20 protein-coding genes are annotated in these 15,471 nt (G+C 44.2%); 7 read left to right on the top strand and 13 right to left on the bottom strand.

Annotated features, from left to right (window positions below):
- A partial coding sequence (locus tag LX99_RS21840) for a helix-turn-helix domain-containing protein (RefSeq protein ID WP_109609758.1) occupies window positions 1–758 on the bottom strand: 758 nt, incomplete at its 3' end.
- Window positions 759–808: 50 nt separating this feature from the next.
- On the opposite strand from LX99_RS21840, the gene LX99_RS21835 reads away from it, so the two are divergent.
- Window positions 809–1,318 carry a JAB domain-containing protein gene (locus tag LX99_RS21835; RefSeq protein WP_281270991.1) on the top strand — a complete coding sequence of 170 codons (510 nt, stop codon included), beginning with the start codon at window positions 809–811 and terminating at the stop codon, window positions 1,316–1,318.
- Here the strand turns inward: LX99_RS21835 and LX99_RS21830 are convergent.
- Entirely contained in the window at window positions 1,315–1,752 is a 438-nt protein-coding gene (locus tag LX99_RS21830) for a hypothetical protein (RefSeq protein WP_109609756.1), read from the bottom strand. The genes LX99_RS21835 and LX99_RS21830 overlap by 4 nt on opposite strands.
- Window positions 1,753–1,816: 64 nt before the next feature.
- Between LX99_RS21830 and LX99_RS21825 the strand changes: the two genes are divergently transcribed.
- Window positions 1,817–2,401, top strand: a complete 585-nt coding sequence (locus LX99_RS21825; protein WP_109609755.1) for a hypothetical protein — start codon at window positions 1,817–1,819, stop codon at window positions 2,399–2,401.
- Window positions 2,402–2,617: 216 nt separating this feature from the next.
- Here LX99_RS21825 and LX99_RS21820 read toward each other — a convergent pair whose 3' ends face one another.
- Entirely contained in the window at window positions 2,618–3,097 is a 480-nt protein-coding gene (locus LX99_RS21820; RefSeq protein WP_245927987.1) for a hypothetical protein, read from the bottom strand.
- Between LX99_RS21820 and LX99_RS21815 the strand changes: the two genes are divergently transcribed.
- From LX99_RS21815 to LX99_RS21800, 5 genes are all read left to right on the top strand, one after another.
- Window positions 3,096–4,001: a recombinase family protein gene (locus LX99_RS21815; protein ID WP_245927986.1), complete on the top strand. Its 906-nt coding sequence runs from the start codon at window positions 3,096–3,098 to the stop codon at window positions 3,999–4,001. The two genes, LX99_RS21820 and LX99_RS21815, sit on opposite strands and share 2 nt — an antisense overlap.
- Window positions 3,995–4,174, top strand: coding sequence for a hypothetical protein (locus LX99_RS21810; protein WP_109609753.1), 180 nt, complete (start codon window positions 3,995–3,997; stop codon window positions 4,172–4,174). Before LX99_RS21815 ends, LX99_RS21810 begins: the two co-directional genes overlap by 7 nt.
- Window positions 4,175–4,203: 29 nt before the next feature.
- A complete protein-coding gene (locus tag LX99_RS21805) occupies window positions 4,204–5,298 on the top strand; it encodes a radical SAM protein (RefSeq protein ID WP_211319071.1) in 1,095 nt (364 codons plus the stop codon).
- Between the two features lie 22 nt (window positions 5,299–5,320).
- Complete coding sequence (locus LX99_RS25960) at window positions 5,321–5,527, top strand: hypothetical protein (protein ID WP_211319070.1); 207 nt, start codon at window positions 5,321–5,323, stop codon at window positions 5,525–5,527.
- 110 nt (window positions 5,528–5,637) lie between these two features.
- Complete coding sequence (locus tag LX99_RS21800; RefSeq protein ID WP_109609752.1) at window positions 5,638–6,666, top strand: IS110 family transposase; 1,029 nt, start codon at window positions 5,638–5,640, stop codon at window positions 6,664–6,666.
- A 557-nt stretch (window positions 6,667–7,223) separates the two neighbouring features.
- Here the strand turns inward: LX99_RS21800 and LX99_RS25790 are convergent.
- The 10 genes from LX99_RS25790 to LX99_RS21750 form a co-directional block, all read right to left on the bottom strand.
- Window positions 7,224–7,385 carry a hypothetical protein gene (locus tag LX99_RS25790; RefSeq protein WP_170122766.1) on the bottom strand — a complete coding sequence of 54 codons (162 nt, stop codon included), beginning with the start codon at window positions 7,383–7,385 and terminating at the stop codon, window positions 7,224–7,226.
- Between the two features lie 34 nt (window positions 7,386–7,419).
- Window positions 7,420–7,863 carry a DUF6934 family protein gene (locus tag LX99_RS21790; RefSeq protein ID WP_109609750.1) on the bottom strand — a complete coding sequence of 148 codons (444 nt, stop codon included), beginning with the start codon at window positions 7,861–7,863 and terminating at the stop codon, window positions 7,420–7,422.
- A 15-nt stretch (window positions 7,864–7,878) separates the two neighbouring features.
- Window positions 7,879–8,052: a tyrosine-type recombinase/integrase gene (locus LX99_RS26500; RefSeq protein WP_407937412.1), complete on the bottom strand. Its 174-nt coding sequence runs from the start codon at window positions 8,050–8,052 to the stop codon at window positions 7,879–7,881.
- Between the two features lie 33 nt (window positions 8,053–8,085).
- Window positions 8,086–8,511, bottom strand: coding sequence for a site-specific integrase (locus LX99_RS21780; protein ID WP_109609748.1), 426 nt, complete (start codon window positions 8,509–8,511; stop codon window positions 8,086–8,088).
- A gap of 23 nt (window positions 8,512–8,534) precedes the next feature.
- Window positions 8,535–9,185 (bottom strand): phage integrase SAM-like domain-containing protein, encoded by a 651-nt coding sequence (locus LX99_RS21775; protein WP_109609747.1) that lies wholly within the window; start codon window positions 9,183–9,185, stop codon window positions 8,535–8,537.
- Between the two features lie 563 nt (window positions 9,186–9,748).
- Window positions 9,749–10,687, bottom strand: coding sequence for an alkaline phosphatase (locus LX99_RS21770; RefSeq protein WP_109609746.1), 939 nt, complete (start codon window positions 10,685–10,687; stop codon window positions 9,749–9,751).
- 222 nt (window positions 10,688–10,909) lie between these two features.
- Complete coding sequence (locus LX99_RS21765; RefSeq protein ID WP_109609745.1) at window positions 10,910–12,445, bottom strand: Ig-like domain-containing protein; 1,536 nt, start codon at window positions 12,443–12,445, stop codon at window positions 10,910–10,912.
- A gap of 40 nt (window positions 12,446–12,485) precedes the next feature.
- Window positions 12,486–12,971: a hypothetical protein gene (locus LX99_RS21760; protein ID WP_146203191.1), complete on the bottom strand. Its 486-nt coding sequence runs from the start codon at window positions 12,969–12,971 to the stop codon at window positions 12,486–12,488.
- Window positions 12,972–12,982: 11 nt separating this feature from the next.
- Window positions 12,983–14,617: a LamG domain-containing protein gene (locus LX99_RS21755; RefSeq protein ID WP_109609743.1), complete on the bottom strand. Its 1,635-nt coding sequence runs from the start codon at window positions 14,615–14,617 to the stop codon at window positions 12,983–12,985.
- A gap of 6 nt (window positions 14,618–14,623) precedes the next feature.
- The gene (locus LX99_RS21750) at window positions 14,624–15,466 is read right to left on the bottom strand and encodes a DUF5007 domain-containing protein (RefSeq protein ID WP_109609742.1); all 843 of its coding nucleotides are present in this window, start codon (window positions 15,464–15,466) and stop codon (window positions 14,624–14,626) included.
- Window positions 15,467–15,471: the final 5 nt, after the last annotated feature.

Genomic DNA, 15,471 nt, shown 5'->3' with positions numbered 1-15,471 from the left:
ATGGCCAGGTATAACTGGAATTCATGCTGCTCTCTTGACCCGCAATATTCCGTGCCCCTGTCAGTAAGTATCCTAAGTAAACGGAGGTCATGCTGTTCATAAAAAGGCACCACTTTATCATTGAGCATCTCTGCTGCCACGAGTGCATTCTTGCGGTCATATAGCTTGGTAAAGGCTACTTTAGCATAAGTATCGATAAATGTTTGCTGATAAATATGGCCGACACCTTTGATGTTACCGACATAGTAAGTGTCCTGTGCACCCAGATAGCCGGGGTGATGCGTTTCTATTTCGCCATGGGCTTTCTTTTCCTCTTTAGCCTTCTCCAAAGCAATTACCTGTGCTTCGGTTAATACTAATCCTTCCTGTGCCGACTTAGCTTCCAATGCCTTTAAACGAAGCTTGAATGTTTGCAGATCGTGGCGAAGCCATATGCTCCTTACGCCTCCCGGAGATATTAATATGCCTTGCTTTTTTAGTTCATTGGATACCCGCAACTGACCTAAGGCCGGCTGGTCTATAGCCATTTCAACAACGGCTTTTTCTACATGCTCTTCTACCCGGTTCTTTAAGATCGGTTTTCGTCTGCTGATCTCTTGTAAGGCCAGTTCGCCACCTTGTTCGTAAAGTTCCTTGAACCTGTAGAAACTATCACGGGAATAGCCCATCACTTTACAGGCCTGTGATACGTTCCCTAAATGCTGGGCAAGCTCTAATATGCCCATCTTGTTTTTGATGATCTTTGCTTGGGTTGTCATAATGCTAATCTCTATTACGTGCGTTAATTAATCGTAACTGTCAGATTAAATTGTCACTATCTCACTTTTATCAAATACCGGAAATCGAGTTATCCTACAAACGCAAGGCGAAAATTACCGAGGCACCTAAAATCTCAAAATCCGCAGAAGCCTATCGGTTGCTAATGGATCAATGGGATGAAAACAAGATCGATTTTGTGGAGCAGGCGAAATTGTTGCTCTTGAACCGCGCCAATCGGGTTATCGGCATTAGTAATATTTCTACCGGCGGCGGTGCAGGAACATTTGTCGATACGCGATTGATCTTTGTAGCAGCGCTTAAAGCCAATGCGTCATCCATCATCCTTGCCCATAACCACCCCTCGGGGAATTTAGCCCCCAGTTCCTTTGATAGCGCCATGACCAAACGAATAAGGGATGCAGGGAAACTGCTTGAAATTGAATTACTGGATCATCTGATTATCGCCAGCGAGGGTTATTATTCGTTTGACGAAGAACTGGCCTATCAACGGGTGGAGCGGTTCGGTACTATCAGTTATGAAGTGATGATGCCGTTTTAATGATACGGATGCAACTTGCCCGGCTCTACATCATGTAAAACGCCCCGGTAGGGTGGCAAGATGCCCTGATCGATCCGGTTCTGATCGTATTTAAGGGGTGCGCCATACAGGTCACCAATCACTTTTTTAAAAAAATTATCAATGTATTTCCAATCATGCCCGATGGTTTTGTGCTGAACGCGGTATTCAATGAAACCTTGTATCAGCAGCCGAATAAACGGTTCATGAATCAAAGCATCCTTATGCGGATTATAGCGATCCCCTAAATAATGCATTAGCGCTTTACGGGCAAGATGACCGAAGCGCGGCAGGCTTTTCGGATCGCGCAATAAAAACTGATCGGCGTATTCAGAGCCGTAAAACCATTTGGAGCATTCCAGTACACCGTTTTTATCCCGGAAGGTATCCCAAAACGATAACTCGTATTTATACATTAAAAGTTTCTCCCGATATTTATTGATAAATCATATCACGAAACAAGCCTAAAATCAAACATTTATGAAAGACAATGAAATCAAAATCCCGCCTTTTGTGCAGGAATATATCGATAAACTGGATGGCGAAGGGTTTGCCGATTTTGTGAAAATATCGGCGCAATACCAAAAAGAAAAAGAAGATTATCCGGGGAAATTCGCCGAACAATCCGCGCACTTGAATGAACACAATCGCCGCACCGGGCAGAACCGCAAACTTGATTATGGAGACGGGTTGAGTCGGATAGATGCGGATTATCAGAAAAAAGCCTATCAGACCGCAAAGCAACATGGCTATAAAGGCCCCGATCCATTTCAACCTGCCGATAAAGATTTTACCAAACAGGGTAAAAAGTTCGAAACCATGATCGATCAGGCCCGGCAGCGCCAGCAGGATCAGGCGCGGCAGGCACAACAACAGCAGGAAAATGCTCAACGCCAGGAAAAGCAAAGCGTGGAAACGCTAAAGTCACAGCCCAGCTACCAGCAAAATAAACCGAAAGTAGAATTTGACGACGTGGATCAGCGGCGTACGGCATTCCTTGCACAGCTTAAACATACAAGGGAGCAACAAACCGGGTGTCAGCATGATAAGGAACCGGAAAGATAACATTCAGACTTTGGGCGTGACCCGATGGGTCGGGCTTTCCGTTACAAGTCCTCGCTTTGCCGTCCCGCTATCCCGCCCGCGCTGTGGGCTTTTCTCTGCAATCCCTCACGCAGGTAATCAGGAATGTGCCGCTGATAGAAGCGCAAAACACTTAGCGAAAAATCCGGCTGCGGCAGGCTCTGACAAGCCCCGCCCGCCGCGATAAATTGCCATTTTCTAAAGATGACGGGCAAACCACCTCAGGCTTTTTTCGATGTTTATCCTGTTGTCGTAAATGTCGCAGCCTTCCACTTTCAGGTGAAGCGTCGAAAGCTTTTTCCGGAATAGCGCGAGCCTTTCCTGATTGTCGATTGGATCAAGGGTTTCTGAGAATACTTGCAGGAAACCACCGGGAATGAGTATTTTCTTATTGGTATCAGTGACTGATACATGATAATACCAAGTTGGATCGATATTCAAACAGTCCTGTATTTGATGATATTGTTTGCCCTCTCTCGTGAATATCAGCTTGTCAACAATCATGGGGCCGACCCCGTTATTCTGCACATGGACAAATAGTACCCCATCGCGATCTTCAAGATCGATCTGCGCCAGCGGCTTGACTGATTTCTGATTATGAATGCGTTGTATATGCGCCTGATAATACGTTGCCAGCAGCGCAAGGAATGAAACGACGAGAGAAAGCGCCACAGCCATGATTGCCATCCATGAATTGAGAAATTTTCACTTCGATTTGCTTATTACCAAACCATCCTCAACCCATAGACAAAAAACCCGTTTTTTTCACGATAACCAAAAATCAAAACAACTGATTTACAATGATTTAAAAATTTGCGTTAAACGGTTTTTAACCGATTTTCAATCAAATATAAGCGATGGTTTAATGGTGAACAAAAAGAGAAAGCCCATGCAGAAGGCAGTTGCTTATTATCGCGTATCGACAGGCAAACAAGGAAAAAGCGGCTTAGGGCTGGAGGCACAGCAATGCGCTGTTGTGCAATATTGCAACGCCAATGATTATCAGCTATTGACCGAAGTGGTTGAGGTAAGATCCACCCGAAAATACCGCGCCGGATTGTTTGATGCACTTGACTTGTGCAAACACAACAAAGCCACACTGGTCGTGGCACGGCTTGACCGGCTGGGCCGGGATGTAGAGTTGATCGCCCGGATTTTTAACCCCAAGTCAAAAGTGGACGTTAAAGTAGCGGACAATCCACATGCCAACCGTTTTACGATCCATATCCTCGCAGCGGTTGCCGAAGACCAGCGCCAGCGCATCAGCGAAACAACCAAAGAAGCGCTAAAAGCTGCAAGGAACCGCGGTGTCGAGCTGGGCAAAAACGGGAAACTGGTTTTATCGGTAGCCAATAAGCAGGCCGCAGAAGACTTTGCCCGAAAGCTGTCACCGATCATTGGCAGGCTTAAAAAGCGGGGAATTATCACCGGTCGCGCGGTCTGCGATGAGCTCAACAAAAAAGGCGTGCCAACCTTCCGCCCCGGCGGCAAATGGCATCCCAGCTCGGTTCATACCCTGCTGACACGAATAAACAAACAGGAGCAACAAAAAGAACACAATAAAATCAATTCGCCATGCTAACAACAAACAACAATGACATCCTTTTTGACGATCAGGAATCAATCAGCTTTTCAAGCCAATTTGTAACAACCCCTGCTATGTATAGCGATTGTGGTAACAGGTTTGAGACCGTAACGGAAGACAAATTGAGCACTACCGGCCAATCTGAATTTTTTGGCGATTGTGGCAATTAAACAGTATTTCCGTTTTTCTAATAGCGTTTATGAAGATGGTGCCGAGAAAATCACCTGAATTGTTGCTTAATCCAATTGGAGACGGCTACGCCTATGCGGTTAATTGCTCCTATCCAAACTCATTCCGGTTATTGAACCGACGTCAGTATGACATCTTGCAGGCGGTCAATGGCCGGGATGATGTGTCAACTTTAGCGGTTAATCTCGATATCGACGCCGATACGTTGGAACAATATTTACTGATGCTCAGCAAAACCGAAATCGTCAGCTTTGGCGGCTTTACCGTACCGGAAAAACCAGCCGCGCCCAATGCGTTGAATTTCTGGATACATACCACTAATGCCTGCAACTTGGGGTGCAGCTATTGTTATATTGCCACGCTGAACACCGGCAAAGGCATGGCCGCCGGGGTGCGACTGCAATTGCTGGCTAAATTTGTGGAAGCGGCACAATTGTGCAGCATCCGCAATATCAGGTTGCGGCTGGCAGGCGGTGAGCCGTTGACACAGTTTCGCGCATGGCAGGAATTTATCCCGGAGGCGCTGGAGGCACTGGCACCATACGGATGCACACTTGAAGCTGGTTTTGTTACCAATCTGACCATCCTGAACGACGAGATTGTTGCCTTTGCCAAACAATACCATATCGGCTTTGGCGTATCACTGGACGGGCTTGAGGTGTTTCATGATGCGACCCGGCAATTCCGTTCCGGGGCCGGATCGTTTGAGACATTTGATGCAAACATTAAACGCCTGATCGCGGAGCAAATACCAGTATCAATCAATACCGTGGTAAACAATCACAACCTTACCGGATTACCGGAACTGACCCGCTACCTGATTGCGCTGGATGTGCCGTTTCGTTATTCCATTGTCAAAGGGGAAGCCATTGATGCGGCATTGCTGGATGAATACCTTACCGCCTCTTACGCCATCATGCAGCAGGCCATCGAAAACGGCTGGCAGTTTTCGAAACGCTACCAGTTCTGTGACCTTAAACCAAACGAGTTAGGGTTTCAGACCTGCGCCTCGGGGTTTTCAGGTGGTGCCATTTATGTGGACGGCACATTTAAATATTGCCATGTGCAGTTTGGCGACAATATTCCGGCACCGACGATCTTTTGATGACGGTTTAGACCTTGTGGATATGATTCAGCAAGGTGAGCATCATGAAGATCACAAATCCGATGATTGCAAAAAATGCCGCTATCGTTCGGTGTGTACCAGCGGATGCCCGGTATATCGTATCGATGGCAAAGACCCGCAATGCAGCCTGTATCATCGATTTATCCCGAAATATTATGAATTGCAAGCGATGGAGCGTATCCATTTGATACAGGAATACGCCCATTAACCTTTCTTGAATTTATCGGCGATGACCGCAGGGCGCATTAACCGTAGTCTAAGGTACAGGCCTAACAAAAGACGAAATCCCTGTGGTTATCATTGTTCTGCCTTATCACAATGGAAACAGTTCGAAAGAAATCATACAAACATTTTATCGGCATTGACGTATCGCGCAACACGCTTGATTTTGCTGTGATGCACGGAAGCAAATTGCTATTCCATCGTGTCATTCCTAACGATAAACAAGATATTACACGCTATCTCGAGGAGTTGAAGAAAGTCCACGGAATAAAACTTGCCAAAGCTATTTTCTGCATGGAGCATACCGGTATTTACTGCAATCACCTCCTGCATTGCTTACAAAAACTAAAAGCGAATATTGTCTTGGAAAATCCCCTGCATATTAAAAATTCATTGGGAACAGCGAGGGGAAAACATGACAAAGCGGATTCCATACGCATTGCAAATTACGTTTATAAATCGCGTGACGAAGTAAAGCTGTGGCAAAAACGCAGACCAATAATCGATCAATTAGCTCGCCTTTCAACGTTACGATCCCGATTAATGAAGATGAAAAAAGGTATGGCTACCACGCTGAAGGAACAGGGCGGTTTTGAAACAAAAAAGGTCGCCAAGCAAAATACTGATCTTTGTAAAACCACCTTAACGGCGTTAACCGAGGACTTAAACAAGATTGATGCAACGATCAGTGGTTTAATTAGTGGGGATGAAAACTTAAATCGGCTGATGACAATTATTACATCCGTGCCGTGTTTCGGCCCGGTAACGGCTTTGCAAATTATCATCATTACCAACGAGTATAAAGATATCCGCAATCCCAAGAAATTCGCCTGCTTTGCCGGAATAGCGCCTTTTCGGGAGGATTCGGGCACAGTACTGAAAAAAGCTAAAGTGTCACATATTGCCAATAAGAAGATCAAGGCGTTGTTGCATATCTGTTCTCTCACAGCGATCAGCTATCCCGGAGAGTTGCAAGACTACTACAAAAGAAAATCCGAAGTGGAAGGTAAACACAAATTGACCGTCATCAATGCCATCAGGAACAAGCTGATCTTGCGGGTGTTTTCATGCTTAAACCAAGATCGGGTTTTTGAGAAAGATTATAAAAGACCTTTCACCGTTTAAAGAAAGGATATGTTGAAGCAGATAGCAAGAAGCACTAAATCAGGTCAAAGTGAAGGCTTAATTAAAATACATGAATTGACAGAACCAGCCAAATTGATTAAGTAAGGACTCAAAATTAAATTTAAATGGGCATTCGATTAGTGTTATACAATAGTGATCGTGCAGGGCATGGGCCAATATATCTTCTACATAAGTAAAAAGACGTGTCTTTACCGGCTTTTGATCGTCATAGGCTACCCGGTGGATGTACCGGTGTACGGAAGAAATTTTGTTTTTTAAATGTACATCAAAGAAATCGCGTAAGTTATATTTCCCCATTGACATTAGATTATGGTATTATATATTGGTTAAAAGATATTTAACCAATATTATATAAAAAAACAAATAATGGACGGCAGGTTAATACGGGATGTGTTTAATTCGCTTGTTTTTAGCCCTTTTATATTCAGATAATACGGAAAAGGCCGGATAATTCCGGCTTTTGTAGCTCTATATCTTTAGATCAATAGATCGCTATACCTTTATGTCTTTAGATCAATAGATTACTATATCTCGTTTTATTTACCTTTAGGGAAACCTGCTTTCTTAAAAAAAGCCTTCGCTTCTTCTGCTTTTTTTAAAACAACAGGATCGCTGGCGTGGCTTTTAACTGAGTTGCGGACAATGGCGCCGCCTAACGGTGCTGGTTTGATCTCGGCTGCTCTTTTTATTGTTGACATAATCCTGCTAATTATATTATCAAATATAGTTATTTTAATTCTTCTGAACAACAAATGCCTCATAGTTGACATTCTTCTGAAAAAACTCCCAAACACCTTCCCGATAGCCCTGTACGGTATAAATCGAGCAAATCTCATCATAGATTTTAGCAATGCTCATTTGATATAACCGCGTCCTCACTATGGTGCTGCCGATGATATGTATCATTGGTTTATCATAATGATCACTAAAATCCCCGATTGTGTGCGCAACGGTAGCAAGGATGGCATCGCGATCATCGTTGCTGCTTTTCACCCTGTCAAGTAAAAGGCCAGTTTCCGGATCTTCGTCACCAAAAGCCAGGTTATAGACCAGCGGTTCATCGTTAATTTTTTCATAAACGACTAATTTTTTTATACGACCATTGGGCCCATCGCTGTAAAAGAAATAATCTTTATAGTCACTCGCAGCATAGTAGTTATAGCCTTTAAAATTCATTCTTACAAGATAGCATTAACTGGCAAAAGCTTTTAAGGTTTCAAAGTGTCTTACATTATCGAGGATAGTTACATACTCCATCGTCTGCGATAATTTAGAGTGGCCTAAGTTACGTTGTAATACTTCAGGACGCATACCGTTTTCCAAACTTAGGATGGCATACGTATGCCGGGCCGAGTGGCAGGAAATAACTTCAAACTTCTTCTTGATCTCAGTCTTTACCTAACTGCCAAATTGGGCGGTAATCTCTATCTCAGTATTGAGTTTGGCATTTTCGCAAAGCTCTTTAAGGTAATCGTTAAACTTTTGGTTGGTTGGAACCGGCAGTAACTTTTTAAACTTCTGTTTGTCCCAATATCTTTCTATAATGGCGACAGCTTTAGGGGGCAACGCAATCTCGTGGGTTTTCCTGGTCTTTTTAATCACAAACCGCAAAACATGATATTGCTCTCCCTTGTCGGTTTTTTTATGGTAGTGTGCCTGGTGTATTTGTTGCAAGTCGCTATACCGCAAGCCTGTATAACATCCAAATAAAAAAGCATCCTTTAGTTTTACCAATCTGTCAATATCAGGGCTGTACTTTTCCAAAGTTGCCAATTCCCTTTGTTTCAAGAAAATGATGTCCGTTGCATTACGTTTTTTTTTCATCTCTTTTAATGCCGTGGCCGTAGTCAAAAGGCCATGTTCCTGTGCCTCGCGAAGTATTGTTGCAGCATGGCTATTTTTTTCTCTACGGTGGTATTGTTGTTTTTCTTTACGTTGGTCAGATAGCTGACAAAGCCGTCCATAAAGTCCTTGTTGATATTGGCCAGCAACGGGGGGCGCTTGTCCGTAAACTCCTTCAGCGAAGATACCATTGTACTGATATTCTTTTTGGTGCTTTCCTGGCCCGGCTTGTTGTACCTCAAAAGGTAACTTTCGCAGAAAGACACAATAGTCTCGTGGCTGATGATGTGATTTACCGTGATTAATTTCTTCAGTTCTGCAATGTCAAGCGGTTGAAACTGCTCGTTCTTATTACGTATATATTTGGAAACTTTATCTACAATCGTAGTAATGTAGGCATTGACATCATCCGCGCCCCTATAACCTCTTGCGGTTTGTTGCCGGGTGTCCCAACAAGCATAGTTTAAAACTTTTTTGCTGGTCAACTTTTTGCCGGGAACGCGCATGCCTGTATAGTGGCGTAACCTATTTCTTTTATATTTGCCCTCAGTATCTCTTAGCCCCCTATAAGTAAACTCAAAAATGAGGGGGAGGCAACCCTGAACATCGGGTTTTGTGTCCAGATAAAGACGTCCATATTTTCTTTTAGCTCCCATAAAGTGCGGTGCAATGTGCGGTGCAATTTATTTCCTTTAAGTTTATATATGAGAAAATCAATGAAAGAATATTTTCTCATTATGGTTTGGTTATCAGATTTTTGCAATCAAAACCAAACATAGACATATTTTACTAAAAAGCAAAATATAGTCCTACTCCCGCTACCGAATCGGACAGGCTTGAAAAATCAAGTTTTGTCAGATTTTTTTTTGATACCTAATTTACGGTCTAACAGTTATACTAACTGTACTAATTGGTTCAGCTTGACAGCCCGATAACTAATACTTTCGTAGTAAAATTTTTCAGGATATGCGCCTTATTTGTGCCCGCATAACGCCCAACAGATGCAGGCCGCTAATCCTGATTACGCGATCAATAACCTGGTGTAATTGTTGCCGACGTTAATCGTTACTAAGGGCTCCCCATCAGAAAAGAGCAGTAATAGATTAACAATACCCCCATCAAAACCAAAGCCTTCAGAAATCAACCTGAAGGCTTTGGTTTTTAAGTTATATAAGTAAAAAGGGCTATTTCGTCCACGCAATTCCGCACTTGATAATCCTTAATCCAACCCTACATTCAGGTTTGCTGGTTCAGGAAAACCAATAAAGGCGGCTTTTACAGGGCGCGAAGTCCAGGAATAAGGAACTTCCAGTCCGAAAATAAACGCTACCGTAGCTGCAACATCATATTGATAAACCGGCTGTTGGATCTTATATCCTTTTTTTACGCCTTTGCCATAATAAATAACCGGGATGTTAATTTCCTCGTCTGATTCGCCGCCGTGACCTTTGTTGATGCCGCCATGATCGGCAACGATCATTACCAATGTACTTTCTTTTATACCGGCTTTTTCAATTGCTGTTAAAACCTGCCCTACCAGGCTGTCGGCTTTGGCGATAGACTGTAAATACTCCGGTGTCATATGGCCTTTTTCATGGCCGGCGTGATCAACATGATCCAGATGCAACAATGCGAACAACGGCTTTTTATCCGTAATGTAATCTGCAAATTTAGCGGCAGCTTCTGTTTCGGTTCTGCCGTATTCATAATGGTTAACCATGGCTTTTTGTAACAATCGACCATAATCATCCCAATGAAAAACAACACCTTGCTCGGCCTGCGGGCGTTGCTGGCGGATGATATCAAAAATACTTGGTGAACGACCAACTTTATTCACAGCTACAGGAGTCATATGTTTGGCGTCCGGTTTCCAATCGTTAGATGTTACGCCGGTAATCTCCGGACCAGCGCCCAAAATCTGCGCAGACCAGTTAGATGAACTTGACGATGGCAATACAGTCCTGGCGTTTTGCTTAAAGGCGCCTTCAGCAATTAGTTTGTGCATCACAGGAGCATCAGCCTTTAATAATCCCTGGCTGCTTAAACCATCAATGCCGATAATGATCACGTGTTTAAACAGATCTTTATTCTTTTTTTGAGCCTGCGCGTTTAAGCCGGCAGAAACAAGTAATAACAGAGCGCAAATGATACGTTTCATACGATATTTTATTGTTTTTGCTTGATTTTATTTATTGCGATAGCGTGCATTATTGTCGGCTCCGATATATTCAGCGTTACATCAACCTCATTGATAGAATTGATGAACTATTGATAAAGGCGGATCACGTTACCATCGCATAGTTTAAGGTATAAGCCCGGTTCCAGGCATTTAACAAAGCCTGGCAACATGACTATGCTGCCGGGACTTCAGTGTATTTTATTAGTGGGTTACAAATAAGCCGGCCACCTCTTTAGCGCTGAGGGCCTTGTTGTAAATGCGTACATCATCCACTAAACCGGCAAGCGCTTTACGTTCGTCATCGCCAGAGTTGTAATGACCTGTACCATCTTCCCAAATGTTAAATGGATAATCGTGCGCGCTATCCCAAAGCGGCCCTTTCAGTGTATTCAGATTGTAGCTTGTAGCTTTGGCAATGTTGATATACTCTGTAGCATCAATATAAACATGCAGGCGTTTAGCTGTCTGGTCAAGCACCACGGTTACCATGTGCCACTTGTTATCGGCTACGGCCGGCGATTGAGGCGAGGTTTCATTAGCCCTCCAGTCCATACGGTTGCTTACACCACCCGCATCTCCTGTCATTTTGATCAACCAGCCCCTGCCTGATGATCCCGGACCGGTATAGGTGTCGCCGCCATCGGTAGCGAAGACGAAGCCAGGGTTGCTACCACTATCCCAATCTGAGTTACCAAATAAGGTTGGGTCTGAACCGATACCTTTCAATTTTACCCAAAGGCTAAAGCTGAAATCTTTGGTAATGCCGGGCCTTAACAAATCATTTTTAGGCAATGAAGCGTACGCCCCTGCTGCGAATGACGCTACCCTGCCACGTTCCGGATCTGTTACGAAGGTAACATTTGTTGTAGCCGTTTCGCCGGGCATTGCATCCAATTTATTTCCGCTGGCATCAGTTAAATCGTTATCCAACGGCAGGTAAACGGCAAGTGCGGTTCCGCTGCCCGCGGTGGTTGTAAACGCCCATGATGCCGGAGTAAGGAAACCTTCAAACGCTTTGCCATCGTTATTTACAACGGCACCGGCATCAGCAAGTACATAGTAAGCGGTGGCATATTTTAAAGGTGCTGAAAATTTTATTGTAACGTGTTTACCGTTAACTGTAACTGATTGGCCCGTTACCGCATAGTCAGCTACTTTGGTCCCACCGGCTTCATAAACGCTGAAATTCCCTGTGCCTTTTTTTACATCATCGGCAAATACCAAATCCAACTTAATAGTCGAACCATCGGTGCTTTCCGGAAGCGGGCTTAATGAAACGAGCGGCAGGCCGCTTGAACCAACGGTTTTAAATTTCCACGATTTACCATCCGGGAAGCCCATATATTGGTTTCCAAGCAAATCGGTAACTATGCCACGGTCAATAGTAATGGAATAGTTTTCATCGGCCTTCAGATCATTGGCCGGGTTGATGATCAGCTCCTTTTTATTTTCGCCGATAGTAATTGCGCCCGAGGTGATGTTTATCCTTTGGGTATCTGCCTTGCTGGCAATGGTTATCATACCAGCACCTTTTTTAATAATCTTATCAAAGGTTAACACGAGGTTGCTTGTTACCGCAACGCCTTCGGCGGCAGAGGTTGGATTGTAGCTAACAACCATAGGGTTTGAGGTATCGACAGTAAAGTCGTTATCTCTTTTGCATGACGAGAACAAAGCCAGGCCAAGCATCATTACTGTACATGATACAGCGAAGGGCTTTTCGTACATTTTCTTCATATCGTTTTAAAAATATTTACTTTTTTGAGTCGGTATCAGTTTATTGACGGGCAAGGGTTACTTTAAAATTTCCTTTTCCTGTTGCTTTGGTTTCGGTATTCTCCCAGCCCATATAAAATGAAATGGTAAGGAAGCTGGCCGATACTTTCACATTGAAATCATCAACCGGGGTAATACCGGTTAAATTAACTTTGGCGCTATCGGCCGTTCCGGTAATTTTCCATGAACCCATGGTACCATCGTTAAAAACTATCGGGCAATCTTTCGCTATAAATTTTGAGGGGTTACCGGAACCATCGGTAGTAAACACCAGGCGCATTGAACCAAATATCTCTGCCGGAACATTAGTCGGCGTAACAATATTAGTTGGTTTTGCCCAGGTGCCATCTAAGCGGCCTGCGGTAAGCTGATCGCCAACCAGTTTATTGGTCTGGATCACTTCTTTTGAGCAGGAACTAATTCCCGCCATCAGCATTAATGCCGCAAACACAATAAATGCTGATCTTAAATTGAATCTCTTTATCATATCTTTTTGAATTAGTTGGCTTTAAACAATCGGTACGGAAGGTTGGATTTCAATACACTGCCTTCCAGGCCCCAGCTGCCATCGGCACGCATGCCCAGGTGGCTCAAAATATTTACAGATACATCCGTAAGCCCTATAGGATAATATGGATGGCGCTCGCTGGCCGGGCCAATCAGTTCGCCGTTACGCCCTTTACCGCTATAATCTTTTACCACGGTGCCCTGCACATCATCCATTTTCAGGTACAGGTTGAGGGAAGCTTTGTTAGGGTGATCGCTGTTTTCGATATTACGCAGGTACATGTATTTCTGGATGGTTTCGGCCGAAAGCACGTCTGTCCAAATCCTTACTTCGTTAAATGAGCCTGCCCAGTTCGGTGCGCCGCCGCTATAAACCTGTGTGCCGTCCTGGCCAAGGCATAAGTAATCGTAAGGCGATGCCATGTTATCGGCATCCTTATAGGTTAAGGCCGATTCATTTACCTTAACACCATCCTGATAAACCGCGCAGGTTTTGGTTTTATCGAAAGTTACGGCCAGGTGGTGCCAGTTGCCATCTTCCAAAGCTTTTGATGAGCCGATGTCATAACGCTCAGACTTTTGATTGGCGATATTTATTTTCCAGGAAGTTCCGCTGCGACAGATGGTGAAGCCCGGCAAACCGCCCGAATCCCAGTTTTTATCGCCGATGATAGAAGGATCGCTATCGTTCACGTCGGCCTTTACCCAGGTTTCGATGGTAAATTTGTTCATGCCCTGTAAGGGAGTGCCTTTGATGGGTACACGTACATAAGTGCGCTCGCCTGATGAAGCTTTGTTAAGCTTGAGGATATTATCAGCGTTTTCACGCGGGGCCAGTGTTGCGCCAACCAGTTCCTTTTTATCAAGTTCGCTGCCCGAAAGGATAACCGGCACGTTGATCTCATCAGGAGTGTTGCTTTGTGGCACACCCGATTCGGTACCGCCATGTGTTGAGGCGAAGAAAATATCCCAGTCTTCACTGGCATAGGTTGCACGTGCTTTAATGGCCGCGCTGAGCCCTGTCACATACTCGTCTATTTTTTGAATGGCTAAAACATATGCGGCCTTACGTAGCTGGAAACCAACCGAAGCACCTACATCAGCCGGACTGCTGAACTGCACGAAAACCGCGCCCATATTGGCTTGTTTTACCATCTCGAGCGATTTCTTATACACATCATCATCAGTACCGTACTGAAACTTCTGATCGGCCGATTGATTGAGCAGGGTATTGATTTCGGCTGTACGAACAACAGAGGCTATAACAATAGATGGAGCGCCCGATTTAATGCGGCTAACCACCGAAGGATACTGGCTGAATTTATTACCTGCAAATGATAGGTTAGTGTTAACGCCATGCTTATCTGCAGATACGCCTGTAAGCAATGTTGCCCAGCCCGATGAAGTATAAGCAGGTATGCCACCGTAGCCATTCATGCTGTATGAAGCATTAGAAATTAAATCGTGGATGCCCGGTGTGGCGGCATAATCAATAGCGGTATTGATGATACCATCCACCCCTATCACCAATATTTTTTTGGTTTTGGCGGTTTGCGCGTAAGCACCCTTGCCGGCTATTAAAAGCAGGGCCATTATCAGATAACAATACTTAAATATCTGTTTCATATAGTGTTATTTATATAATCGGATTACGTAGCTGCCCGGAAGGCCTACCACAAAGTTGAAGTTCTCGCTCACATAGCTGATGTTGCCCGAGCCATCTTTTACCTGCCAGGTGCAATAGGTATCAGATTCCTTTACCGGGAAATTCACTTTCCATATTTCACCGTCGGCGGCATCGTTAACAAAAGTGCCTTTAAAGCCGCCCGAACGGTTCTTTGTAAAATCGATCTGCTCACCGGTAAGCGCTACATTGTTCAGGTAACCCTCAAAACGGATCTGGTTAGGCGTATCACCAACCCGCTCAATTTCGGGAGCTTTGGCCATGCCCGATGAGTACGATATTACATCAAACTCTTTAAATTCAACCACCAACGCGTCTTTCAGGATCTTATCACCCGACTGGTTAGATACCTTGATATCGAAATGGTATTCGCCGGCAGGGATTTTGTTCCCTTCTAATATCTCCAGCTTACCTGTAAACTTGTTAATGCTGACAGCCGGTGTCATTACCGTATCTGTTTTTAATTTCAGTTCTTCAGGAGTCTCGTTGCCTACAATGGCCTCCTTGTACCGCACTACGGGTATTTTTTGATTCAGGGCAGCTACGCTTTTACCACTTACTTCCTTTAACTGAACAACCTCAAAGTTGAGGGGCAAGGTTGAGGTAGATACTTTAAAATCACCAATATTTAAAGGCAGGCCTGAAACTGCATACTGTTTCCTGTTCCTGTAGCTTATATCAGGCGCAATGCTTCCTTCGGCAGGGATCTTTTTACATCCGCTTATCAATAATGAACCGCAGGCAGATACCACCAATATTAAAAGCCAGATTATATTCTTATTACGTTTCATCAGCT

The organism is Mucilaginibacter oryzae, assembly GCF_003148845.1.
Lineage (GTDB): Bacteria > Bacteroidota > Bacteroidia > Sphingobacteriales > Sphingobacteriaceae > Mucilaginibacter > Mucilaginibacter oryzae.
This window is presented reverse-complemented; position numbering and strand designations above follow the sequence as displayed.